The 22,681-nt window shown below is 71.6% G+C and carries 25 protein-coding genes; 14 read left to right on the top strand and 11 right to left on the bottom strand.

All coding sequences use genetic code 11. The features are described from left to right. Positions 1–39 precede the first annotated feature (39 nt). Positions 40–672, top strand: a complete 633-nt coding sequence (locus tag MFF58_RS05345; RefSeq protein ID WP_238285835.1) for an SspB family protein — start codon at positions 40–42, stop codon at positions 670–672. A gap of 394 nt (positions 673–1,066) precedes the next feature. Here the strand turns inward: MFF58_RS05345 and MFF58_RS05340 are convergent, their stop codons facing one another. After that, positions 1,067–2,455, bottom strand: coding sequence for a cytochrome P450 (locus tag MFF58_RS05340; RefSeq protein ID WP_238285834.1), 1,389 nt, complete (start codon positions 2,453–2,455; stop codon positions 1,067–1,069). Between the two features lie 121 nt (positions 2,456–2,576). On the opposite strand from MFF58_RS05340, the gene fumC reads away from it, so the two are divergent. The 4 genes from fumC (at position 2,577) to MFF58_RS05320 (ending at position 5,336) form a co-directional block, all read left to right on the top strand. Beyond that, on the top strand, positions 2,577–3,986 hold the full coding sequence (gene fumC / locus MFF58_RS05335) for a class II fumarate hydratase (protein ID WP_238285833.1): 1,410 nt from the start codon (positions 2,577–2,579) through the stop codon (positions 3,984–3,986). Between the two features lie 62 nt (positions 3,987–4,048). Further along, positions 4,049–4,252, top strand: coding sequence for a DUF4169 family protein (locus MFF58_RS05330; RefSeq protein ID WP_238285832.1), 204 nt, complete (start codon positions 4,049–4,051; stop codon positions 4,250–4,252). 145 nt (positions 4,253–4,397) lie between these two features. Further along, a complete protein-coding gene (locus MFF58_RS05325) occupies positions 4,398–4,628 on the top strand; it encodes a ribbon-helix-helix domain-containing protein (RefSeq protein WP_238285831.1) in 231 nt (76 codons plus the stop codon). 81 nt (positions 4,629–4,709) lie between these two features. Then, complete coding sequence (locus MFF58_RS05320; protein ID WP_238285830.1) at positions 4,710–5,336, top strand: ParB-like protein; 627 nt, start codon at positions 4,710–4,712, stop codon at positions 5,334–5,336. Between the two features lie 15 nt (positions 5,337–5,351). Here the strand turns inward: MFF58_RS05320 and MFF58_RS05315 are convergent, their stop codons facing one another. Beyond that, a complete protein-coding gene (locus MFF58_RS05315; protein ID WP_238285994.1) occupies positions 5,352–5,693 on the bottom strand; it encodes a PRC-barrel domain-containing protein in 342 nt (113 codons plus the stop codon). A 185-nt stretch (positions 5,694–5,878) separates the two neighbouring features. Between MFF58_RS05315 and mepA the strand changes: the two genes are divergently transcribed. Both mepA and MFF58_RS05305 read left to right on the top strand, forming a co-directional pair. Beyond that, positions 5,879–6,799: a penicillin-insensitive murein endopeptidase gene (gene mepA / locus MFF58_RS05310; RefSeq protein WP_238285828.1), complete on the top strand. Its 921-nt coding sequence runs from the start codon at positions 5,879–5,881 to the stop codon at positions 6,797–6,799. Between the two features lie 153 nt (positions 6,800–6,952). Then, positions 6,953–7,117 (top strand): hypothetical protein, encoded by a 165-nt coding sequence (locus MFF58_RS05305; protein ID WP_238285826.1) that lies wholly within the window; start codon positions 6,953–6,955, stop codon positions 7,115–7,117. 3 nt (positions 7,118–7,120) lie between these two features. Here MFF58_RS05305 and msrA read toward each other — a convergent pair whose 3' ends face one another. Beyond that, positions 7,121–7,777 carry a peptide-methionine (S)-S-oxide reductase MsrA gene (gene msrA / locus MFF58_RS05300; protein WP_238285823.1) on the bottom strand — a complete coding sequence of 219 codons (657 nt, stop codon included), beginning with the start codon at positions 7,775–7,777 and terminating at the stop codon, positions 7,121–7,123. A gap of 206 nt (positions 7,778–7,983) precedes the next feature. Here msrA and MFF58_RS05295 point away from each other — a divergent pair, with 206 nt between their 5' ends. After that, a complete protein-coding gene (locus tag MFF58_RS05295; protein WP_373323277.1) occupies positions 7,984–8,478 on the top strand; it encodes a PAS domain-containing protein in 495 nt (164 codons plus the stop codon). A gap of 21 nt (positions 8,479–8,499) precedes the next feature. On the opposite strand, the gene MFF58_RS05290 is transcribed toward MFF58_RS05295, so the two are convergent. Further along, on the bottom strand, positions 8,500–8,820 hold the full coding sequence (locus MFF58_RS05290; protein ID WP_238285822.1) for a PetM family of cytochrome b6f complex subunit 7: 321 nt from the start codon (positions 8,818–8,820) through the stop codon (positions 8,500–8,502). Positions 8,821–9,043: 223 nt separating this feature from the next. Between MFF58_RS05290 and MFF58_RS05285 the strand changes: the two genes are divergently transcribed. Both MFF58_RS05285 and MFF58_RS05280 read left to right on the top strand, forming a co-directional pair. Next, the gene (locus MFF58_RS05285; RefSeq protein ID WP_238285820.1) at positions 9,044–9,721 is read left to right on the top strand and encodes an HAD family hydrolase; all 678 of its coding nucleotides are present in this window, start codon (positions 9,044–9,046) and stop codon (positions 9,719–9,721) included. A gap of 405 nt (positions 9,722–10,126) precedes the next feature. After that, entirely contained in the window at positions 10,127–10,393 is a 267-nt protein-coding gene (locus MFF58_RS05280) for a hypothetical protein (RefSeq protein ID WP_238285818.1), read from the top strand. Between the two features lie 165 nt (positions 10,394–10,558). On the opposite strand, the gene MFF58_RS05275 is transcribed toward MFF58_RS05280, so the two are convergent. The 3 genes from MFF58_RS05275 to argH form a co-directional block, all read right to left on the bottom strand. Next, on the bottom strand, positions 10,559–11,272 hold the full coding sequence (locus tag MFF58_RS05275; protein ID WP_238285816.1) for an invasion associated locus b family protein: 714 nt from the start codon (positions 11,270–11,272) through the stop codon (positions 10,559–10,561). A gap of 121 nt (positions 11,273–11,393) precedes the next feature. Then, positions 11,394–11,675, bottom strand: a complete 282-nt coding sequence (locus tag MFF58_RS05270) for a hypothetical protein (RefSeq protein WP_238285814.1) — start codon at positions 11,673–11,675, stop codon at positions 11,394–11,396. Positions 11,676–12,118: 443 nt separating this feature from the next. Continuing rightward, positions 12,119–13,498: an argininosuccinate lyase gene (argH, locus tag MFF58_RS05265; protein WP_238285812.1), complete on the bottom strand. Its 1,380-nt coding sequence runs from the start codon at positions 13,496–13,498 to the stop codon at positions 12,119–12,121. A gap of 42 nt (positions 13,499–13,540) precedes the next feature. Between argH and tlpA the strand changes: the two genes are divergently transcribed. The 3 genes from tlpA (at position 13,541) to MFF58_RS05250 (ending at position 17,404) form a co-directional block, all read left to right on the top strand. After that, positions 13,541–14,182: a thiol:disulfide interchange protein TlpA gene (gene tlpA, locus MFF58_RS05260; RefSeq protein ID WP_238285811.1), complete on the top strand. Its 642-nt coding sequence runs from the start codon at positions 13,541–13,543 to the stop codon at positions 14,180–14,182. 55 nt (positions 14,183–14,237) lie between these two features. Further along, positions 14,238–15,437 (top strand): Na+/H+ antiporter NhaA, encoded by a 1,200-nt coding sequence (gene nhaA / locus MFF58_RS05255; protein WP_238285810.1) that lies wholly within the window; start codon positions 14,238–14,240, stop codon positions 15,435–15,437. 209 nt (positions 15,438–15,646) lie between these two features. Further along, positions 15,647–17,404 carry a carbamoyltransferase family protein gene (locus tag MFF58_RS05250; protein WP_238285992.1) on the top strand — a complete coding sequence of 586 codons (1,758 nt, stop codon included), beginning with the start codon at positions 15,647–15,649 and terminating at the stop codon, positions 17,402–17,404. A 55-nt stretch (positions 17,405–17,459) separates the two neighbouring features. Here the strand turns inward: MFF58_RS05250 and MFF58_RS05245 are convergent, their stop codons facing one another. The 4 genes from MFF58_RS05245 to MFF58_RS05230 form a co-directional block, all read right to left on the bottom strand. Next, positions 17,460–17,816 (bottom strand): hypothetical protein, encoded by a 357-nt coding sequence (locus MFF58_RS05245; RefSeq protein WP_238285809.1) that lies wholly within the window; start codon positions 17,814–17,816, stop codon positions 17,460–17,462. Between the two features lie 203 nt (positions 17,817–18,019). Further along, a complete protein-coding gene (locus MFF58_RS05240; protein ID WP_238285808.1) occupies positions 18,020–18,697 on the bottom strand; it encodes a haloacid dehalogenase type II in 678 nt (225 codons plus the stop codon). 73 nt (positions 18,698–18,770) lie between these two features. Beyond that, positions 18,771–20,297 (bottom strand): murein biosynthesis integral membrane protein MurJ, encoded by a 1,527-nt coding sequence (gene murJ / locus MFF58_RS05235; RefSeq protein WP_238285807.1) that lies wholly within the window; start codon positions 20,295–20,297, stop codon positions 18,771–18,773. Between the two features lie 426 nt (positions 20,298–20,723). Continuing rightward, a complete protein-coding gene (locus MFF58_RS05230) occupies positions 20,724–21,323 on the bottom strand; it encodes a superoxide dismutase (protein ID WP_238285806.1) in 600 nt (199 codons plus the stop codon). Positions 21,324–21,647: 324 nt separating this feature from the next. Here MFF58_RS05230 and MFF58_RS05225 point away from each other — a divergent pair, with 324 nt between their 5' ends. Further along, a complete protein-coding gene (locus MFF58_RS05225; protein ID WP_238285805.1) occupies positions 21,648–22,508 on the top strand; it encodes a hypothetical protein in 861 nt (286 codons plus the stop codon). Positions 22,509–22,681: the final 173 nt, after the last annotated feature.

Raw genomic sequence — 22,681 nt, 5'->3', positions numbered from 1 at the left:
GCGGGGCGCCGGGCAGACCGGGCTAGAGCGCGACCGCAGATGGCAGACGACCTGATCCGCTACGACCTCCTGGTGCAGGACGCCCTTCGCGGCGTCGTGCGCAAGGTGCTGACCGACGCAGCCCGCGAAGGGCTCATGGGCGAGCACCACTTCTACGTCTCATTCCGCACCGAGGCGCCCGGCGTGCGAATGTCGCAGGCCCTGCGGGAGAAGTACCCGCAGGACATGACGATCGTCCTGCAGCACCAGTTCTGGGACCTGAACGTCACCGAGCATGCCTTCGAGGTCGGATTGTCCTTCTCGGGGGTCCCGGAGCGACTGCTGGTCCCGTTCGACGCGCTGTCGGGCTTCTTCGATCCTTCCGTGCAGTTCGGCCTGAAGTTCGACCTCAGCGAGGCCGGCGAGACGCCGGAGGAGGCCAATGCCGCGCCGGCCAAGCCGGGTCCGCGCGGAGCCGGCTCCGAGCCCGGCGAGGTGCGGCCCAAGAGTTCCGGGCTGGCCACGATCGGTTCGAGCCCCCCGAAGGGCCTTCCGGCCCCTGCGGCCCAGGGTGAGAAACCCGCCAAGTCTGACAAGTCCGATGAGAAGGCCCCCCGTCCCGCCGCCAAGAAGGAGGGCGAGGAGGGCAGCGCCGAAGTCGTGAGCCTGGACGCGTTCCGGAAGAAGAGCTGACCTGTCCCCGGCCCGACGCGACGGCCGGGGGGTCACACGGCGGACGACGCGCTCGCGCAGCCGAGGCCGTCGGTCGCTGAGCGGAATCACCGTGCCAAGCGCGTCAACGAGGGCCTCACGCGGGTCTCGCCCCGGCTGAAGGCGTCGGCCATCGCGACGATCCGAATCGCGGTGCTCGATCCCCGCTTAGCGGCATCCGGACTGCGTGCCGATGATGGGGGACACGGCTGCCTGCGGCGAGCGCCCGGCCTCCGATGGGTCGGCGCGTGATCCGATCCCCGCGTCCGGAGGATTGATCCGCTGACGCAAGCCTCGGCAAACCGGAGTTTCGGCCTCGCGCGTCGGCCGCGATACGGCGCCGTCCGGCACGGTGACGCTCCGGCCGAGCCCGGCCCTAGCTCCGCGCCGCGGCCTCCATCCGCAACCCGTGCTCCGGCCGCAGCGTCACCCGGTGGAGGGGCGTGACCGGCGGATGATCGGCCGGCAGGCGGAACCGCACCGCCCGGACCACGTGGGCCAGCACGATCACCGCCTCCTGGATCGAGAAGCTCTGGCCGATGCAGACGCGCGGACCCGCCCCGAAAGGCAGGTAGGCGAAGCGCGCGATCGCGTCCCGGTTCTCGGGCAGGAAGCGCTCCGGCACGAAGGCCTCCGGGTCCTCCCACAGCAGCTGGTGACGGTGAAGCACCCAGGGGGCGATCAGGACCAGCGAGCCCCGCGGCACCTTGATCCGGCCCAGCCGATCGTCCCGGACCGCCTGACGGCTGAGGAACGGCACCGGCGGGAACAGCCGCATCGCCTCCTCGATCACGGCCCGGGTGAAGGGCAGGCGCTCCGCGGCGAAATCCCCTGGCCCCGCCGCGTCGACCTCCGCCTCGATCCGCGCCTGCGCGGTGGGATCCTGCGACAGGCAGTAGAGCGTCCAGGTCAGGGAATTGGCCGTCGTCTCGTGACCGGCCGCGATGAAGGTGACGATGTTGGCCTTCACGGCCAAGTCCGAGAGGCCGGTGCCGGTCTCGGGGTCCTGCGCGGCCAGCAGCAGCGTCAGCAGGTCGCGGGGCGCCTCGCCCCGTTCCATCAGGGTCTTGCGCCGCGCGATCAGCTCATCGACCACCTCGGCGAAGAACCGCCCCGCCGGGCGGGCACGGAGGCGGCCGATCCGCGGCACGAAGTCCGGTACGCCGAACACGTCGAGGGGATCGATCGGCCCCACCGCCTCCAGGAAGCGCGTGATCGCGCGGCCCAGCGCGTCCGGATCGCTCGGAAGCCCGTGGGTGAAGATCGTCCGCTCCAGAACGTCCAGCGTGACGCGGGTCATCTCGAGGGCGACGTCGACCTGCTTGCCGGCCCGACGGGCGAGGCGGCGACCGAGGCGGGCGCCCGCGGCGTTCATCGCCTCGGAGAAGCCCTGGACGGTGCGGGCGTTGAAGATCGGCGCCAGGGTCCGGCGCTGGAGCCGCCACTCGTCGCCCTCGGCGCTGAGCAGGCCATTCCCGAGGCCCGGGGCGAGCACACGCCGCTGGAGGTCGTCCTTCCGGTAGCCGTCGGCATTCTCGATCAGCAGGTAGCGGATCAACGCCGGGTCGCTCACCACGGTGATCCGGCCCATCGCACCGTCGGCCGCCACGACCGGGAGCTTGAAATGCGCGTCCATCCAGGTGGTGATCGGATTCTTCCGCGCGGCCCGCAGGAACTCGAACAGGCCCAGCGGCTCCGTCAGCGGCGGCGGCACGGCGGGGCGAAACCGGGTGGCGGGCTCGGAGAGATCGATCGTCGCGCTCATCGGCTCCTTGTCCGGCGGAAACAGAGCTCCGCCCTTGTCGGCACGCCGGGAAAACCGGCATCGCGATTCCCCCACGGCTCATTTAAGTAGGCACCGCACTGCACCAGACGTAGAGGCCACGATGTCGCCCACCGAGACCGCCACCCGCACCGAGTCCGACACGTTCGGCCCGATCGAGGTCCCGGCCCATCGTTACTGGGGCGCGCAGACCCAGCGCTCGATCCAGAACTTCAAGATCGGCACCGACCGGATGCCGGCGCCGCTGGTGCACGCGCTGGGCCTCGTGAAGCAGGCCGCCGCCCTGGTGAATCAGGACCTCGGCGCCCTCGAACCGCGGCTCGCCGAGGCGATCGCGGCCTCCGCGGCCGAGGTGGTGGAGGGCCGCCACGACGACGAGTTCCCCCTCGTCATCTACCAGACCGGTTCGGGCACCCAGTCGAACATGAACGCCAACGAGGTGATCGCGAGCCTCGCCAACGAGCGGCTCGGGGGCCAGCGCGGCGGCAAGTCGCCGGTCCATCCGAACGACCATTGCAACCGCGGCCAGTCCTCGAACGACACCTTCCCGACCGCCATGCACATCGCGGTGGCGCGCGAGATCCAGGGACGCCTCCTGCCGGCCCTGAGCCACCTGCACGCGGCCCTCGACGCCAAGGCCCAGGCGTTCGACGCGATCGTCAAGATCGGCCGGACCCATCTGCAGGACGCGACGCCGGTCTCGCTGGGTCAGGAGTTCTCCGGCTACGTCGCGCAGGTGGCGCTGGGCGGATCGCGCGTCGCCGCGACCCTGCCGGGGGTGCTGGCGCTCGCCCAGGGCGGCACGGCGGTCGGCACCGGCCTCAACGCGCATCCGGAATTCGCCGACCGCTTCGCCGCCAAGGTTGCGGAGCTGACCGGCCTGCCGTTCACGAGCGCCGCCAACAAGTTCGAGGCGCTGGCCACCCACGACGCCCTGGTGTTCACGCAGGGCGCGCTGTCGGCGCTCGCCGCCGGCCTGTTCAAGATCGCCCAGGACATCCGCTTCCTCGGTTCGGGGCCGCGCTCCGGCCTCGGCGAGCTGTCCCTGCCCGAGAACGAGCCCGGCTCCTCGATCATGCCCGGCAAGGTCAACCCGACCCAGTGCGAGGCGCTGACCATGGTCTGCGCCCAGGTGATCGGCAACGGCACCACCGTGAGCTTCGCGGGCTCCCAGGGCAATTTCGAGCTCAACGTGTTCAAGCCGGTGATCGCCAACGCGGTGCTGCAGTCGATCCGGCTGCTCGCCGACGCGGCGGTGAGCTTCACCGACAATTGTGTGGTCGGCATCAAGGCCAACGAGGACAAGATCGCCGACCTGGTGAGCCGCTCGCTCATGCTGGTGACCGCGCTCGCCCCCTCGATCGGCTACGACAAGGCCGCCGAGATCGCCAAGACCGCGCACAAGAACGGCACCACCCTCAAGGAGGAGGCCCTGCGGCTCGGCTACGTGACCGAGGCGGAGTTCGAGCGCGTGGTCCGGCCGGAGACCATGCTGGCGCCCAGCGCCGACTGATCGTTGGGGACGGGCCGGCGCGGGCTCCCTCGCGCCGGAGGCGGGACACCGGGAGGCGATCCATGGCCGAGATCATCAACCTGCGTCAGGTCCGGAAGGCGAAGGCTCGCGCCGAGGCCGACGCGCAGGCCGAGACCAACCGCATCGCCTTCGGCCGGCCGAAGAAGGCCAAGACCCTCCAGCAGCGGCGCAAGGCAATGGAGACCGAGCGCCACGAGGGCCACCGCCTGGAGCGGAACGAGCCGGATCCCGATCCGGCGGGATGAGGCCGTCGCAGTCCGGCCGGCCCGGCCGCCCACGCCGGCGGAGTGTCGCGATCCGGCGGCGCGACGCCGCCCTTCGCCGCCCCGCGCCGGGCCGGGACGCTCCGCGCGCGAAGACGGGCCGCGCGACCCGCAGGGCCATCTCCGCATGAGCGCAGGCGTGACCAAGCGCTCCGTGATGATCGCCGGCCACCGGACCAGCGTGTCCCTGGAGGATCCGTTCTGGGTGGCGCTGCGGGATATCGCCGAGGCCCGGGGCCAATCGGTTCAGGCGCTGGTCGGGACGATCGATGCCGGGCGCGGCGGCCAGAACCTGTCCTCGGCGATCCGCGTGTTCGTCCTGGAGGCGGTGCGCGCCGGCCCGATACCGGAAACGTGAGCGCGCCCCGACCGCTCCGGACTTCTGATCCCCGGCGGCCTGTGACATCTGCGTGACAAATCCACGCAGGAAGGACAGCCCATGGCCAACCGAGAGCCGTTGCTCAAGACACTCCCGATCGCGGAGCTGCGCCCGACGCAGATGACGGTCGGCTACCGGGAGGTGGCGGAGAAGCGGCGGCGTTGGCAGGAATATGACGGCGAGAAGAAGAAGGAATTCCTCGGCGCCCACATGATGCCGACCCTGCTCGGCCCCAAGAAGCACCACTACATCATCGATCATCACCACCTCTCCCGCGCCCTGTACGAGGAGGGCGTCGAGAGCGTGCTCGTCACCGTGGTGGCCGACCTGCACTACCTCGACAAGGATGCCTTCTGGACGGTGTGCGACCACAAATCGTGGACGCATCCCTACGATGCCGAGGGCGTGCGCCGACAGTTCAAGGACATCCCGAAATCGGTGGATGCCCTCCTCGACGATCCCTATCGCAGCCTCGCCGGCGAGCTGCGCCGGGCCGGCGGCTTCGCCAAGGACACCACACCGTTCAGCGAGTTCCTGTGGGCCGATTTCCTGCGGCGGAACATCAAGGGGAAGCGCATCGAGCACGACTTCGATGCCGCGCTGGAGACGGCGATGTCCCTCGCCAAGTCCAAGGACGCCGACTACCTGCCGGGCTGGTGCGGACCGGTGACCCGCCGCCAGCACTGAGAGCCGGGGCGGATCTCAGATCCCCCAGTAGGGTGCGGCGTCGTAGTAGCGGTGGATCTGCTCCTCCCAGGCGCCGTCCTCGGCCGGATCGGTGCCCTCCGTCGTGCAGGCGGGGGCGGCGCGCAGCTTTTCCTCGGTGATGTCGACCACGTAGGCGTCCCGATGCGGCTCGAAGCGCAGCATCGACCAGGGCAGCGTGTGGAACTCCTCGCCGAGGCCCAGGAAGCCGCCGAAGCTCATCACCGCGTAGGCGACCCGGCCGGTGGCCTTGTCGAGCATCAGCCGCTCGATGCGGCCGATCCGGGTCCCGTCCGGCCGGCGGACGTCCGTCCCGATGACCCGGTCGCTGGCGATCAGGGTGCGGGGTTTCCGGGTCGCGCCCCTCCCCCGGGGGGTTGACCGATCGCCGTCATCGTCGCCTCCCTGTCCCGTCGCTGCCGAACCTGCGCACACGGCCTGGCTGCCCGAAAAACGCCCCGGCGGCAGGCGACGTTCCGGTGCGCGCCCGCGCTCGACCCTCCAGCAGGACGAACAGCCCCCGCATGCCGATGCCGCGTATCGCCCCGAGCTTCGCGCTCGCCGTCCTGCTCCTGCCCGTCGCCGCGCAGGCCCAGGACCGCGGCAGCGTCAACCCGAAGCCGCTGCCGCCGCTGGAGCATCCGGACGCGCCCTCGACGCCCGCCAAGGCCTTGTTCGGGCGCGTCACCCGGGGCTCCGCCGGGCCGGCGCACATCTACGGCTTCTACGCCAAGGGCTGCTTCTCCGGGGGCGAGGCCCTGCCTCTGGACGGGCCGAACTGGCAGGTCATGCGCCCCTCCCGCAACCGGATGTGGGGCACCCCCTATCTCGTCGACTTCGTCGAGCGCCTCTCGCAGAAGGCCGCCCGCGTCGGCTGGCCCGGCCTGCTCGTCGGCGACATGGCCCAGCCCCGGGGCGGCCCGATGATCACCGGCCACGCCTCGCACCAGATCGGCATCGACGCCGACGTCTGGCTGACGCCGATGCCCGGCCACCGCATGAGCCGGGCGGAGCGCGAGGAGACTTCGGCCACCGACATGGTCCGCCCCGACCGCCTCGACATCGACCCCCAGGTCTGGACGCCGACTCATCTGCAGTTGATCAAGCTCACTGCGGAACAGCCGGAGGTCGAGCGCATCTTCGTCAACGCGGCGATCAAGAAGGCGCTCTGCCGCGACGCCTCGGGCAGCCGCTGGATGTCCAAGGTGCGCCCGATGTACGGGCACAATTACCACTACCATATCCGGCTCTCCTGCCCGGAGGGCCAGGAGAATTGCCAGCCGCAGGGCGCGCCGCCCTCGGGCGACGGCTGCGACGACCTCGGCTACTGGTTCTCGGACGCCGTGCTCCACCCGAAGCCCCCGAAGGTGGCGCCGAAGCCGAAGCCCGCCATGACCATGGCCGCGCTCCCGGCCGCCTGCCGGGCCGTTCTGAAGGCGCCGTAGCCCGGCCCGGAGGTCCGCCGTCGCGGGCAGAGCGAGGCGCGCCCGCGCTGATCGGGACCGCCCGCGCCCGAATAATGCGCGCCTGGGTCGCAGGGTCTGCGAAGAGGGCGGGACGCTGTTCGTCCCGTCGTCCCGATGTGCTAACGCCCCGGGATGCCCCGCTGGCTCTTCCTCCTCCTCGCCACCGCCGTCGCCCTCTCGGTCCTGGGCAGCGTCCTGATCGTGCTGCGCAGCCCGAACAGCACGCCGCCGCTGACGGGCAACGTCCCGACTCCGGCAGCACCGGCCGCGCAGCCGCGGACCGGCGGCAACCCGTGAAGATCAAGCGACGACGCCGGTCCCGACCGGGCAGCTGACGCCGGTGCCGCCCAGGCCGCAATAACCCGCCGGGTTCTTGGCGAGGTACTGCTGGTGGTAGCCCTCCGCGAAGTAGAAGTGCTCCAGGGGCTTGATCTCGGTGGTCACGTTCGGGAAGCCGCGGGCGTGCAGCGCTTCGGCGTAGGCCCCCCGCACCGCCCGGGCGGTCGCCTCCTGCTCGGGATTGTTCGTGTAGATCCCGGACCGGTACTGCGTGCCGACGTCGTTGCCCTGGCGCATGCCCTGGGTCGGGTCGTGGCTCTCGAAGAAGGTCCGCAGCAGCGCCTCCAGCGGCAGAACCGCCGGATCGAAGGCGACCAGAACCACCTCGTTGTGGCCCGTCTGGCCGGTGCAGACCTCCTCGTAGGTGGGGTTGGGGGTGAAGCCGCCGGCGTAGCCCACCGCGGTCACGAACACGCCCGCGGGCAATTGCCAGAAGCGCCGCTCCGCCCCCCAGAAGCAGCCCAGCCCGAGCACGACCGTCTCCGTGCCCGGCGGATAGGGACCCTTGAGCGGGTTGCCGTTGACGAAGTGGGCCTCGGACGTGGGGAGTGGCGTCGGCCGGCCCGGCAAGGCCTCCGCGGGGCTCGGCATCACGGGACGCTTGCGGAACAGGAGCATCGGCTTGCCTTCCGGGTTTCTGGGCTCGCACCGGATATGGGGCTTGCACCAGGACCGCGGAAGCGGCCGGCGCTTCCTCTGACAGGCCGGGGGTGCCGTCGCGGTTATGAAACCTGGAGTGAGGGGCTGGACCTCGCGCACAATTTCCGGCTTGTACCCCGGTGGAAATGGCGGCCCCGTGTCGCCGGATGAGGGGCAGACACCGTATGGCGACGGGCTGGGCCGTCACGAGCCGCGTGCTGGACAATCTGAAGGCGGATTCGCACCCGGGCGATCCGTTCGCTGCCGCCGTCCGGGCGACGCGGATGCCGATGATCGTCACCGACCCGCGCCAGTTCGACAACCCGATCGTCTTCGCCAACGACTCCTTCCTGAAGCTCACCGGCTACACCCGGATGGAGGTCACCGGCCGCAACTGCCGCTTCCTCCAGGGGCCCGAGACGGATCCCGTGGCCGTCGAGCGCCTGCGGGAGGCGATCCGCCGGGAGACCGACATCCGGATCGATCTCCTCAACTACCGCAGGGACGGCTCGACCTTTCAGAACGCCCTGTATGTGGGGCCCGTGCGGGACGCGGACGGCAGGGTCAACTACTACTTCGCCTCGCAGATCGACGTCAGCGAGCACTACGCGCTGACCGCCGAGGTCGCGCGGCTGAAGCGCGAGCTCGCCGAGGCGCGGGGCGCGCGCGGCGACCGATAGGGTCGTTCAGGCTTCGAGCGCTCAGGGCTTCGTCAGGAAGCCGATCGGCTCCCGACCGGGCTGGCCGAGCCAGAGCAGCACCGCGCCGAGCCCGAGTCCGATCAGCGAGGCCGGCGCCAGGGTGAGCGGCAGGCCGAGGATGTGCCAGAGCCAGGGCGCCGCCCCCTCCACGCTGCCCTGCAGCGCGCCCGCCCTGTCCTTGAACAGGGTGGCGATCACGTCCGAGAGGGGCGTCACCCGCAGGCCGTTGTTGGCGATCGAGCGAGCGCCATCATAGACCAGCGCCACGAAGCCGCCGGCCATCAGCAGGAAACCCAGGACCCGGGCCAGGAAGCGGAGCATCGCGGGGTCAGCCTTGCCGTGTGAGCCGTGCCTGCGCCCGCCGGAGGACGCCCGCCAGGGAGTATGGGCGCGGACCGCCCGGTGCAAGCGCGACCTGCGCCCGCCGGCCCGACGCGCCCGTCCGATGCGCCCGACTGCCCCGCCGGCGCGGTGCGGTTGCCGCTGCGGTGGGCCCGTGCCACAGGATCGCGCGGCGGCGGCAGGCCGTGTGGGACGGTCGGCCTTGGACGCGCGCGTGACGAAACTCGGCCTCGTGATCTTCGATTGCGACGGCGTCTTGGTCGACAGCGAGCCCCTGAGCCTCGCCTGCCTCACCGCCAACCTCAACCGCATCGGCGTGGCGATCGACCTCGCCACCGTGCGGGCGCGCTTCACCGGCACCTCCATGGTGTCGATCATGGGGCACATCGCCCACGATTACGGGGTCGCGGCGCCCCCGGACTTCGTCGAGACCGTCAAGGCGGAGACGCTGGCGCTGTTCGATGCGGAGTTGCGGGCGATGCGCGGCGTCGCCGAGGCGGTGGCGTCCCTGGATCCGCCGGTCTGTGTGGCGTCGAGCAGCGATCCGGTGCGGCTGCGCCATTCCCTGAGCCTCACCGGGCTGCTGCCGCTGTTCGGCGACCGCGTCTTCTCCTCGGCACAGGTGGCGCGGGGCAAGCCCTTCCCCGACCTGTTCCTGTTCGCCGCCGACCGCATGGCCGTCGAACCCGCCGCCTGCCTGGTGATCGAGGACAGCGTGCCGGGCGTGACCGCGGCGCGGAGCGCGGGCATGCAGGTCGCGGGCTTCACCGGCGGCGGGCACTGGGATCACGATCCCGCGGGGGTCGACCTGCTGCGGGCCGGCGCGGCCCGGATCTTCTCGGACTTCTCCGACCTCCCGGCCGTGCTCGCCGAGGCCTGAGCGGTCCCGCCTCCCCGCCCACCGTTCGAGCCCGCCTTCCTGCCAAGGAGAGCCCGAAAATCGGAACTCCGTTCCGTTGACGGAGCACCGCGGCGCCTCCATCTTCAGGGATGCCAGTGCGGACCGAACACGGAGGTGCGTCCTTCCCGGCCGCGGTGATTTGAGGAGCGTAGCTTGCGCCGCGTCATCAAACGCTAAAGCACTGCGACGGCATCCGTGCCGCGCGGTCCTTCAGTCTGGAGGACTTCTCATGGTGAGCCGACCCACTTCCTTCGTACACGTCTCCCCGACCGCGACCTGCTCCCGCGCCCACCATCGGCGCTGTCGACGCTAGCCCGCCGACCATCACGCAGCCTTCATCGCGATTTGGCAGGGCCTCACGCCTGCCCAGGGAGTCCTAAGTTCATGTCCGATCTTCACGCAGAACTCGCGCCCGGAGACCGCCTCGACGCCGCACCGGCGCGGGTCATCGAGGTGGGCGAGATCACCGCCGGGATTGCCGTGCCGGAAGGTCGCGGCGTGCGGTTCTTCTCATCGGCGCGTGATTTCGACGGCCTCGACGGGGCCGTGTTCCGCACGGCCGAGCAGGCGGCCCGCGCGGCTCGTGAACGCGTGAGCGTCCGGGCCCGCTCGGCCGTTCGGCCGGGGCAGCGGCGTCTCCGTCGCGCCTAGGACACGGGGCGGTCCGACCCACAACCCTCGTCCCGCATGGAGCCCCCGGCGCAGGCCGCGGTGCCGCATGCGGCGATCGGGTCTGAGCTCGGAGGAGCCGCGTCGAGCGGGCTTGAACCACCGGTCACGAACCCGACGGATCTACGACGGCTTCGACCCGGCGCGCTACCGGCCGCACTCGTCGCGGGTGCGCTTCATGGCCTCCGCGAACCCGCCGAGGGCGTACTCGTCGCTCGTCGGATTCCCGCGCAGCGAGGTGGTTTTGATGATCAGCTTGGGGTTTCGCGCGCTCATCTCCGAGACGACGCGCGCCTCCTCGGCCGGGTTCTGCAGCCACGCATTCCCGTCCTTCACCACCAGACCGTAGCGGCTGGCACCGAGATTGAGGCTCGGGTCGCCCGGCGCGGCGGCCGAGCCGGGCTTCACCTGGGAGGCCGCGGGTTTCGAGGGGAAGCCCAGCATCACCGCCACCTCGTTCTGCACGTTCTCGCCCTTGCGGACGCTCACGAACAGGTAGGCGGTGTCGCGCTTCAGGGTCTTGGGCGAGCGCGTCTGCGGCTGGGCAATGGCGTAGCAGAGCTTGTTGCGGCCGTCGCCGTTCACGAAGACGTTCCAGTCGCCGAAGATCGCCACCGGCGTGGCCTGCTGCATACCGGGCGGCGTGCCCATCTTCTTCTCGGCCGGCCGCGCGCGCTCGCGACCGCGCCGGCGGCCGCGCCGGGCGGGCGCCCCGTCGTCGGCCGCGGGCGCGGCCTCCTGGGCCGACAGCGCGGTGGCGGACAGGGCCACACCGCCGAGCCCCCCGACGAGCGCCGGTGCGAGCCCGGAGGCGAACAGGGCAAAAACTCCGACCGGGAGCAAGCGGGTAACGCGAACCATCTTCACTTCCTGACGACGGGCGGCTCCCTCAGGCGCCGCACCGGGATTCGGAAGTAGTGAAGCTTGCGTAAAACGTCGGCAAGATGGCGATGCGCGTTACGCGCCGATACTGGAGGACCTTTCAGAGGGCCCGGGCTTCGGTAGCCAAGGCCGCGATGACCGCGGCGGGCACGGCCATGGGCTCCTCGGCCGGACCCGCGATCGTCGCTATCACGGTCGGCTGAGCCGGCGCGGCGCCCCTGCGGGGCGGGTCGTTGTAGGGGGTGTTGTAGCCCTTGCGCACCGCAGCCCAGTAGGACTCCCGCGTCAGGCCCGAACCCGTCAAAGCGGCATCGATCATGGCCGTGGCGTGAGCCGCGAAGTCCGGCACGTCCTCCGGGTTCAGCCAATTCTCGACAGGCATACTGCGAACTCCGATCCTAACGGCGAAGCTTGTAGCTGAGGGGACTTAGCCAGACGCTGAACGCGCGGGTCGGAATAAGGTTGCAACGCACAATTTCGATGCGGCCTGTGGACAAGGGGGATGCCGGTGCGCTCGATCCGGGGCCTGTTGGTGGCATCCCTCGTGCCGCGACCCGGCCGCAGCGGGCATCGGAGACGGCACGGGGTCCGTGCACGTCAGCGCCCCGCGGCGCTGGCCCGAGATCCGGCTGCGCGACGCGGGCGCGAGGGGCAGGCGGATCCGATCGCCCGGGGAAGCCGGTGACCCTCCGCCACCCCGATCGTGTCGGCGTGCTGCCCCCGGTCGTGCAGCGGCGCCGACCTCCCGGCAGCGATCCCGCCGCACGCGCGGGGCGGCGTCGCCCCGTCGATCAACCGCCGAGGCCCTGCCGCTCAGGCCTTCCGTTAGGCCAGCCGCGCGATCCAGGCCTGCGCCTGCTTGCGGACGTTGTCGGGCGCAGTGCCGCCGTAGCTGGTGCGGCTCGCCACCGAATTCGTGACGCCCAGCACCGCGTAGACCGCGTCGGTGATCCGCGGCTCGGCCTCCTGCATCTCCAGCAGCAACAACTCCTCGAGGCCGACGCCCTTGGCGGCGGCGACGCCCACGAGACGACCGGTGACGTGGTGGGCCTGCCGGAACGGCAGGCCGAGTTCGCGCACCAGCCAGTCGGCGAGGTCGGTGGCGGTGGCGTAGCCGGAGCCGGCGGCCCGGGCGAGCACCTCGGCGTTGGGCTCCAGGTCCCGCACCATGCCGGTCAGGGCGGCGAGGCACAGGGACAGCGCCTGGAGAGCGTCGAAGGTCCCCTCCTTGTCCTCCTGCATGTCCTTCGAATAGGCGAGCGGCAGGCCCTTCATCACGATGAGCAGGCCGGTCAGCGCGCCGATGATCCGGCCGCTCTTGGCCCGCACCAGCTCGGCGGCATCGGGGTTGCGCTTCTGCGGCATGATCGACGAGCCGGTGGTGTAGCCATCCGACAGCCGGACGAAGTTGAACTGGGCCGAGGTCCAGACCACCAGCTCCTCGGCGAAGCGCGACAGGTGGACGGCGCAGATCGAGGCCGCCGCCAGGGATTCCAGCGCGAAGTCGCGGTCGGCCACCGAATCGAGGGAGTTCGCGGTCGGCCGGTCGAAGCCGAGCGCCGCCGCGGTGGCGTGGCGGTCGATCGGGAAGGAGGTGCCGGCGAGCGCCGCGGCGCCGAGGGGACATTCGTTGAGCCGCGCCCGCGCGTCGCGGAACCGGCCCCGGTCCCGGGCCAGCATCTCCACGTAGGCGAGGCAGTGGTGCCCGAAGGTCACCGGCTGGGCCGACTGGAGATGGGTGAAGCCCGGCATCACGGTCCCGGCGTGCTTCAGCGCCGCCTGGCTGAGGGCCCGCTGCAGGTCGGCGGCCTGCTGGTCGAGGGAATCGAGGGTGTCGCGCACCCAGAGCTTCATGTCGGTGGCGACCTGATCGTTGCGCGAGCGCGCCGTGTGCAGGCGCCCGGCGGCCGGGCCGACGATTTCGGTCAGCCGGCTCTCCACGGACATGTGGATGTCCTCGAGCTCGCGCTTGAACACGAAGGTGCCGGCCTCGATCTCGTCGCGGACGGACTTGAGCCCAACCTCGATTGCGGCCACATCCTCCGCCGGCAGGATGCCGGCAGCGCCCAGCATCGCCACATGCGCCAGCGAGCCGCGGATATCCTGGGGCGCGAGGCGCTTGTCGAATCCGATGGAGGCGTTGATCTCCTCCATGATCTCCGCCGGGCCGCTCGCGAAGCGGCCGCCCCACATCCGGTTGCTCATGTCGATCCTTCCGCGCCCTGACCGTCCCGAGGGCCGAGCCTGATGCCCGGCCGCACGCCCATCCTGGCCGGCGCGGGCGTCGCCGCGCTCGCCGTCCTCGGCCTCGCCCTATACGGGAGCGGTCTCCTGCCCGGCAACACGGGCGCGGGCTCGGGGCCGTGCGCCGCCGCCAAGCCGACGCTCGCCCGGGTCGACGCCGCCGCGAGGGGCGAGGTCGCCGCCATGCAGGCGCTGCCGCAGGCCCGGCCCGCCCCCGACATCCGGTTCAAGGGGCCGGACGGCACCGAGATCGGCCTCGCCGACCTCAAGGGCCGGCTGCTCCTCGTGAACCTCTGGGCGACGTGGTGCGCCCCCTGCAAGGCCGAGATGCCCGCCCTCGACCGGCTCCAGGCGCAGCTCGGCGGGCCCGACTTCCAGGTCGTCGCCATCAACGTCGACACGCGCAACCTCGAGAAGCCGCCGGAATGGCTGAAGCAGGCGGGCATCCACGACCTCGCCTTCTACGCCGATCCCGGCGGGCGCGTGCTGCCGGTCATCCAGCGCGACACGCAATCGCCGGGCCTGCCGACCACGCTGCTGGTCGACGCGCAGGGCTGCACCCTCGGGGTGATGAAGGGGCCGGCCGCGTGGGCGAGCCCGGACGGGCTGGCCCTGATCCGCGCGGCCCTGGGGCGGACGTCCTAGTCGGGTACGGCGGGGCGCTTGCACCCGCCTCGGATGCGCGGCAAGGCCTGCCGCGATGATGTCCCCCTCCCCCGACCAGTCGCCGAAGCGGGGCCGGCGCCCGCTCTCGATCATCCGCACGCTGCTCGCCGGCGAGGCGGCGGGCGGGCTGATCCTGATGGCGGCGGCCGCCCTGGCCCTCCTCGTCGCCAACGGGCCGTTCGCCGAGCCCTACGCGCACGCGCTCCACGCCGCCCTCGGGCCGATGAGCGTGCAGCACTGGATCAACGACGGCCTGATGGCCGGGTTCTTCCTGCTGGTCGGGCTGGAGATCAAGCGCGAGGCGCTCGACGGGCAGCTGCGCACCTGGCCAGACCGGGTCCTGCCCGGCTTCGCGGCGCTCGGCGGCATGGCGGTGCCGGCCGCCTTCTACGCCCTGGCCAATCTCGGTTCCGGCACCCTGCGCGGTTGGGCGATCCCGGCGGCCACCGACATCGCCTTCGCGCTCGGAGTCCTGGCGCTCCTCGGATCCCGCGTGCCGGTCTCCCTCAAGATCTTCCTCAGCGCGGTCGCCATCGTCGACGACCTCGGCGCCGTCGTGGTGATCGCGCTGTTCTACAGCGCCGGCCTCGATCTCACGATGCTGGGGCTCGCCGCGCTGGTGCTCGCCGGCCTCTACGGCCTCAACCGGGCGGGGATCGAATCGCTTCCGGTCTACGGCCTCCTCGGCCTCGTGCTCTGGGTCCTCGTGCTGCGCTCCGGGATCCACGCGACGCTCGCGGGCGTGCTCCTCGCGCTCACGATCCCGATCCGGGTCAGCCCGGGCCGGCCGGAGGACGCGCACTCGCCCCTGCACCGGCTGGAGCATGCCCTCGCCCCCTGGATCACCTACGGGGTGGTGCCGGTCTTCGGCTTCGCCAATGCCGGCGTGGACCTCTCCGGCCTCACCCCCGAGGCCCTGCTCCAGCCGGTGACGCTCGGCATCGCGGCCGGGCTGTTCCTGGGCAAGCAGGCCGGCGTGTTCGCGAGCCTGCGGCTGGCGGTGGCGCTGGGGCTGGCCAAGCGCCCGGCCGGGGCCGGCTGGGGGCAGGTCTACGGGGTCGCGGTGCTGTGCGGCATCGGCTTCACCATGAGCCTGTTCATCGGCGGACTCGCTTTCCGGGATCCGGAGCAGGAGACCGCCGTGAAGCTCGGCGTTCTGGCGGGCTCGGCCCTGTCGGGGCTGGCCGGCGCGGCGATTCTCATGCTGGCCAAGCCGCGGACCGCGAGGGCGTAGCGGCGCCCCTGCGCCGACACCGCGCCGCCCCGGTTTGCTGCGCCGCGCTCGCGGAGACGGGCCGACCGGTCGACAGGCCGGCGGCAGCCTGCGCGATCCGCGCCTGGGTCTCGCCCCCTCCCGAAGTCCAGGCGCAGCCGCTGCCGGAGGACGCCTCCCGCACGAACCGGGATCCGCCCGGGGCGAAAATGCGCTACCCCAGCGTCGACATGCGCTTCTATCTGGGCCTCGCCACCACCTTCCACGACCCCGCCGTCGCCCTGGTCGGGCCCGATGGCACCCTGCTCTTCGCCGAGGCCGCGGAGCGCGCACTCCAGTACAAGCGCGCCCCGAACTGCGAGCCCGACCTCCCGGCCGTGATGGCGCCATTGCTCAAGGAGTACGTCCCGCCGGGCTCCGAACTCGTCGTCGCCTCGACCTGGGGGGCGCAATTCACCGACTTCCTGCGCGGGCAGGCCGGCGCCGGCGCCTTCGACCTGATGGCGCTCGCGGCCCACACCACGGCCCTCAACCGCTCCTTCGTGCCCGAGCAGGCCGAACGGGTGTTCATCGCCGATCTCCACGGCGCGCAGGAGCGGGCCGGGCACGGCACCCTGCTGGCCCTGAACCAGGAAGCGCGGATCACCGGCGCGGCGCCCCGGGCGTCGATCGCAGGGCAGCGGCGTTACCCGCACCACCTCTGCCACGCCGCCTACGGCCTCTGGGGCAGCCCCTTCGACGCAGCCACCGCCCTGGTGGTCGACGGGATGGGCGAGACCGGTGCGGTGGCGATCCACCGCCTGGAGAGCGGCCGGATCACCGAGCTGCGTCGCCACCGCGGGCGCGGCTCGCTCGGGTTCCTGTACGGGCTGATCACCGATCTCGCGGGCTTCGACCAAGTGAAGGGCGAGGAGTGGAAGATCATGGGCCTCGCCTCCTACGGCTGCCCCGATCCGGACCTCGTCGCGCTGCTGGCCCGGCTCTGCACGGTCGAAGGCCTCCGCCTGCGCTACGGCGATACGGACACGATCCGCTCCGTGGCCGCGGAGATCCGCGCCCGCCGTCCCGCCGACGCCCTGGAGAACGGCTGGGCCGACCTCGCCCGCTGCGGCCAGGATCTTTTCGGCACCCTCATGGACGCGCTGGTGGCCGAGGCCTACGCCCTGGCACCGTCCGAGAATCTCGTGATCGCGGGCGGATGCGGCCTCAACTCGTCCTACAATGGACGGGTGCTCGGCCGATCCGGCTTCACGCGGCTGCACGTGCCCTCGGCGCCGGCCGACGACGGCAACGCGGTCGGAGCCGCGTGGCTCGCCTACGCGGAGGATCATCCGGGCTGGGCCGGGCCGCCGCCGGCGCAGCGACCGCTCACCCCCTATCTGGGCTCCCCCGTGTCGACCGCCCCGATGGAGCGGCTCGCCGAGCAGGAACCCCGCGCCAGGCACGTCGGTCACGCGGAGGCAACCCGCGCGGCGGCACGGATCCTGGCCGAGGGCGGCCTGGTCGGCTGGGTGCAGGGCCGGGCGGAGCTGGGGCCGCGGGCGCTCGGCAACCGGTCGATCCTGGCGGATCCGCGGCCGGAGGGCGCCAAGGACGCCCTCAATGCCAAAGTGAAATACCGGGAGGCGTTCCGCCCCTTCGCGCCGTCGATCCTGGCGGAGGCCGGGCCGGACTGGTTCGCGGATTACGCCGACAGCCCCTACATGGAGCGCACCCTGGTCTGGCGGGACGCGGTCCGCGCCCGTGTGCCGGCGGTCGTCCACGCGGACGGCACAGGCCGGCTCCACAGCGTCACGGCCGACCGAAACCCGGCCTACGCGGCGTTGATCGGCGCCTTCGCGGAGATCACCGGGGTGCCGATCCTGCTCAACACCAGCTTCAACGTGATGGGCAAGCCGATCCTCCACGGCGCGGAGGACGCGATCCTGATGTTCTACACCACCGGCCTCGACGCCCTCGTGGTCGAGGATTGGCTGGTGGTGAAATGAGAAGCGCCGCGCCCCCGGGGGGACGCGGCGCCGATCGTGTCACCGCGCGGGTGACTTACTCGCAGACCTCGACGCGGCGGTAGGTGAACTCGCCGTCGCCCAGCCACTCCTTGCGGCGCTCGTAGTGGCAGATCGGGCCGCGACGCTCGCGCACCACGATGGTCTCGGGCTCCTCGACCACGACGCGGCGCGGGCGGTACTCGGGGGGCGGGGGCGGCGGCTGGTTCGCGCCGTTGACGAGGGCGCCGCCGACCATGCCGCCGACGACGCCGGCCGCGAGGCCGCCGACGATCGCACCCGTCTGGTCGCGGGCGGCGGCCGGGGCGACGGCCCCGAGCGCCAGGGTTGCCGCGAGGGCTGCGGCCCCAGCGCGGATCGTCGTGAAGGAACCGTTCAAGGACACGCGAAACATCTCCCGTTCGTGTTGAGGATGATCCAACACCGGGAGGATTAAGAATCCCCGAAGTGGGACGATTGAATCGTGCGCCCGTTATGCCGGTTCCGCGATTCCCGCCGGTTGCCGCGACGCGCTCCGGTCCGTGCGGGCAGCGACGGCCCCCCGGGGCAGCGCAGCATCGGAGGGCGGTGTTGCGGGCAGGCTGAGCGGGCCGCCCGTCAGAGCAGCCCGTCGAGGGATCCGACCACGACGGTGGGCGCCAGGGCCGCGTACTCGTCGGGCAGCCCCTTGCGGTTCACCCAGGCGGTCCTGAAGCCGAAGGCCCCCGCCCCCGCCACGTCCCATCGGTTCGACGAGCAGAACAGCACGTCGCCCTGCCCGACCGCCAGTCGGGTCAGGGCGATCCGGTAGGCGTCGGGATGCGTCTTGAACACCTGCGCGTCGTCCACCGACAGGACCGCGTCGAGGTGGTCGGCGAGGTTCGCCGAGGCCACAGCCCGGTCGACCATGGCGGCGTTGCCGTTGGTGAGCACAGCCGTGCGGATCCCGCGCTTGCGCAGGGCCGCCAGCACGCCCGGCACCTCGGGATAGGCGTCGAGGTCGCGGTAGGCGTCGAGGAGCCGCTCGCGCAGCCCGGGATCGACGTTCGGGTGGACCGCCAGGGCGTAATCCAGGGCCCGCACGGTGAGATCCCAGAAGGCCGCGTAATGGCCCATCAGCGACAGGGTCCAGCTGTATTCGAGCTGCTTGTTGCGCCAGACCTCGGAGAGATGGGCCGCATCCGGCCCGACCGCCTCGGCGTAGCGCTGGACCGCGGCGTTCACGTCGAACAGCGTGCCGTAGGCGTCGAACACCGCGGCCTTCACGCCCGCGAGCGGTCCTGGTGCGTCGGTCATGGCGTTCCTCTCCGGGTGATGTCGCGCGATCTTGGGGCCGGGACCGCGGGAATGCGAGCCCGGCCGGATCTCCTCAGGTCCGGCGCAGGCGCAGGCCGAAGAGGTGCAGAAGGCCGGCCAGCAGGCCGCCGTAGACTGCCGCCCCGATCATGCCGAGCAGAGCCAGGACCACGAGGTCGCGTCCGTGCGGCAGGGCCGGCACCAGCGCCTGGACGAGACCCTGGCCGTAGAGGGCCACCGCCGCCAGCGCGAGGCAGGCGAGCGCGACCCCCGCGACGGTGAGCCCGAGGGTGCGCCCCGGCGCCGTCCAGTTCCGGCGCTTGGCCAGGACGACGAGCAGCAGCAGGTTGACCCACTGACTCACCGCCGTGGCGAGCGCCAGCCCGGTGACGCCGTAGGGGCCGGTGAGCCAGAGCTTGAGGGCGACGTTCACCGCGATCGCCGTCAACGAGGCCCAGAGCGGGGTCTTGGTATCCTGGCGGGCGTAGAAGCTCGCCACCGCGCTGCGCACCAGCACCACGGCCGGCAGCGCCAGCCCGTAGGCCGCCAGCACCGAGGCGGCGCGGGCCGCATCCTCCGGGCTGAAGGCGCCCCGCTGGAACAGGGCCGCCATGATCAGGCCCGGGATGGTCAGGAAGGCCACGGTGAACGGCGCCGACAGGGCCAGGGAGAACCCCGCCGCCCGGTTCTGCGCCGCATGCGCCCCGGCGACGTCCCCGGCGGCGATCCGCCGGCTCATCTCGGGCAGAAGCACGGTCCCGGCCGCGATGGCGATGACGCCGAAGGGAAGCTGGTAGAGCCGGTCGGCGTAGTAGAGCGCCGAGACCGCCCCGACCGGCAGCCAGCTCGCGATGATCGTGTCGGCGAAGACGGCGATCTGGAACCCGGCCGCGCCGATCACGGCCGGCCCGAGCACGGCGAAGAACCGATTCAGCGCCGGATCCAGGCGCGGCACGGCGAGATCGGGCATCACGCGGGCCCGGCGGCAGCCCCACCACAGCAGCCCGAACTGCAGGAGACCCGAGACCGCGACGCCCCAGGCGGCGGCGTAGGCCGCGTTCGGGAACAGGAAGCTCACCGAGAGCGCCGCCAGCATGGCGAGGTTGAGCAGCACCGGCGCTCCCGCCGCCACGGCGAAATGCCGGTGGGCGTTGAGGATGCCCGACAGCAGCGTCACCAGCGTCATGAACAGCAGGTACGGGAAGGTGATGCGCGTCAGCGCCACCGCGAGCTGGAAGCGCTCCCCGTCCTCGGGAAAGCCCGGCGCCAGGGCGTGGACGACCCAGGGCATCGCCGGCAGGGCGAGGTTGAGCAGCACCAGCTGCACGATCAGCATCAGGGTGAAGACGCGGTCGGCGAAGCGGTGCGCCTCACCCGGCGCGCCCGCCTCGGCGAGCCCGGCATAGGCCGGCACGAAGGCGGTGTTGAACGCGCCCTCGCCGAAGATCGCGCGGAAATGGTTGGGCAGCCGGAACGCGACCACGAAGGCGTCGGCCATCGGCCCGGCGCCCAGCACCGCGGCCATCACCACGTCGCGGGCGAAGCCGGTGACCCGCGAGACCAGCGTCCAGCCGCCCACGGAGAGGATGGAGCGGATCATGGGACACGCCGCCCGGACGGTGGCGATCCGCCTTGCCGGGCTTCGGAAAGATCCGAGGCCGAGCGATCGGAACGACCCGCCCCGCGCCTCCCCTTCGTCTCGCTGCCGGGCCGAAGGGCCTGCGAAGCCGGTCGGGAGCGGGGAGCGACGGTGCCGGAAGGCGCACCGGCGCTCAGGGAGGCGGCACCACACCCTGGAGCCGGGCTCCCCCCGTCGGGGATTTCAGCCCGGCCCGACCCCTGCCGAGGCAGGGGCCGCCCGCCCCCGCGGCGGGGGGAGAGCGTGAAGAGGGTATCGTCGCGCTGGAAGAAAATAGCCGGACCCTTTTGCACCGGGTCGTCCGGCGTCGGGCGCATCAAGAGCCGGTTTCGTCGGCCATCTCAAGGGTGCCGCGGACACAGCGCCCGCGGCACCGGCGGAGACGCCTCAGGCGTTCGCCTCGGCGTACATCTTCTCCACGTGCTCCCAGTTCACGAGGTTCTCGATGAAGGCCTTGAGGTAGTCGGGGCGGCGGTTGCGGTAGTCGATGTAGTAGGAGTGCTCCCACACGTCGACGCCCAGGATCGGCTTGGCGCCGTGGACCAGCGGGTTCTCGCCGTTGGGGGTCTTCATGATCGCGAGCTTGCCGTCCTTGACGGCGAGCCACGCCCATCCGGAGCCGAACTGGCCGATGCCCGCCTGGATGAAGTCCGCCTTGAACTTCTCGGCGCCGCCGAGATCCTCATCGATCTTCTTGGCGAGCGCGCCCGGGATCGCGCCGCCGCCGTTCGGCTTCATCCACTGCCAGAAGTGGATGTGGTTGTAGTGCTGGCCGGCATTGTTGAAGAGCGGCTGATTGGTGTTGTAGGCGGCCTTGACGATCTCCTCGACGCTCTTGCCCTGGAGATCCGTGCCCTCAAGCAGCTTGTTGCCCGTGTCGACATAGGCCTTGTGGTGCTTGTCGTGGTGAAACTCGAGAGTCTCCTTCGACATGTACGGCCCGAGCGCGTCGTAGGCGTAGGGCAGTTCCGGCAGGGTGAAGGTCATGGCGTCTGTCTCCGCTTAGCAGGGGGCGGCCTCGTCCCCGGCTGGGGACCCGAGTCGAGTGCCCGCTAGGTAAGTCGGGGGCCGCGGGACGGCAACGCCGTTCCGGCCCGACCACGCGCGAAGTCGCGGGATATCGGGCCGGATCGCCGAGCGGCACGTCGAGACGCCGGCGGAACGGCCCGCCCCGGGTTCGCCCGGCGGATAATCGTTGATATCCGGTATCCCGGGTGCGATCACGACGCTGTTTTGCAATATGGCGGCTAGGCCTTACTGTGCGCCCCGCCTTGAGCGCCGGCGGTTAGCCGGCCCGTGCTAGAGAGTATCATGATCGCTGCGCTGTTCGCGCTCGCCGCCGCCATGGTCATCGGGGGCTGCGCCGCCGTGATCCAGGGCTTCCCGTATGTACGCCTGGAGAGCGGATTGGCGATGGTGATCGCCGGCTCCGTGGCGGCCTCGTCCGGCGCGGTGCTGTTCGGGCTCGGCGTGCTCACCCTCGCTTTCCGCAAGGTCGAGCGGGCGATCGGGCGGAATCCCGCGGTGCGCGCACCGGAGGCCGACGCGGGATCCGCCCACGAGGGCCGGACCCGGTTGCCGCCGGTTCTGCCCGCTGCCCCCGCCTTCCTCGTCCCGCCGGTGGTGGAGCCGCCCTTCGATCCCGATCGGTCGCGGCTCGATCCGAGCCTGGAGCCGCGGGTGGACGGTCCGCGCGAACCCGTTTCGGCCCCCGCGCGCTCCCCGTCATCCCCGTCGGCGTCTCCCCAACCGGCCTCATCCCCGTCGACTTCATCCATGCCGGTCTTGACCAAGCCCCTTCGGACGGAGCCGGAATTGCCGGTCCCGGCGCCCGTCGCGCGTGACCCGGTCGGCGAGGCCCGGCCTGAGGCGTCGATGCCCCCGAGCGCCATCGCGTCGGACGACGATCTGTTCGCCGCGCCCGAAGGTCAGCCGGGATCGAAGGCCCCGCCACTGCGTTCGAGCCTCGACCCGGTGCCCGATCCGACCCCGAAACCGGTGACGCGCACCGTGGTCGGGCGCTACGCCTCGGGCGGCAACACCTACGTGATGTTCGAGGACGGCTCGATCGAGGCCGAGACGCCGCAGGGCCGCTTCACCTTCGCGTCGCTCGACGAACTCAAGGCGTTCGTGGACGGCGGCGGCGAAGCCGGGACCCGCGGCGCCGCCTGACGACACCGACGTCTCGGGCGGGCGGCCCTCCAGCCCCCGCCCTCACCCCGAGGTGCCGCCGCGCAGGCCTCGACGGAACCCGCCGGGGATCGCGCGGCCGGCCGCGCCCTCCTTCGAGGCCCGCTGCCGCGGCACCTCGAAATCAGCGTTGGCAGGGACGGCGGCCGAACCGA

This window comes from Methylobacterium longum (assembly GCF_022179385.1).
In the GTDB taxonomy this organism is placed as follows: domain Bacteria; phylum Pseudomonadota; class Alphaproteobacteria; order Rhizobiales; family Beijerinckiaceae; genus Methylobacterium; species Methylobacterium longum.
Note: the sequence above shows the minus strand (reverse complement) of the source record. Positions and strands in the feature narration are given on the sequence as shown.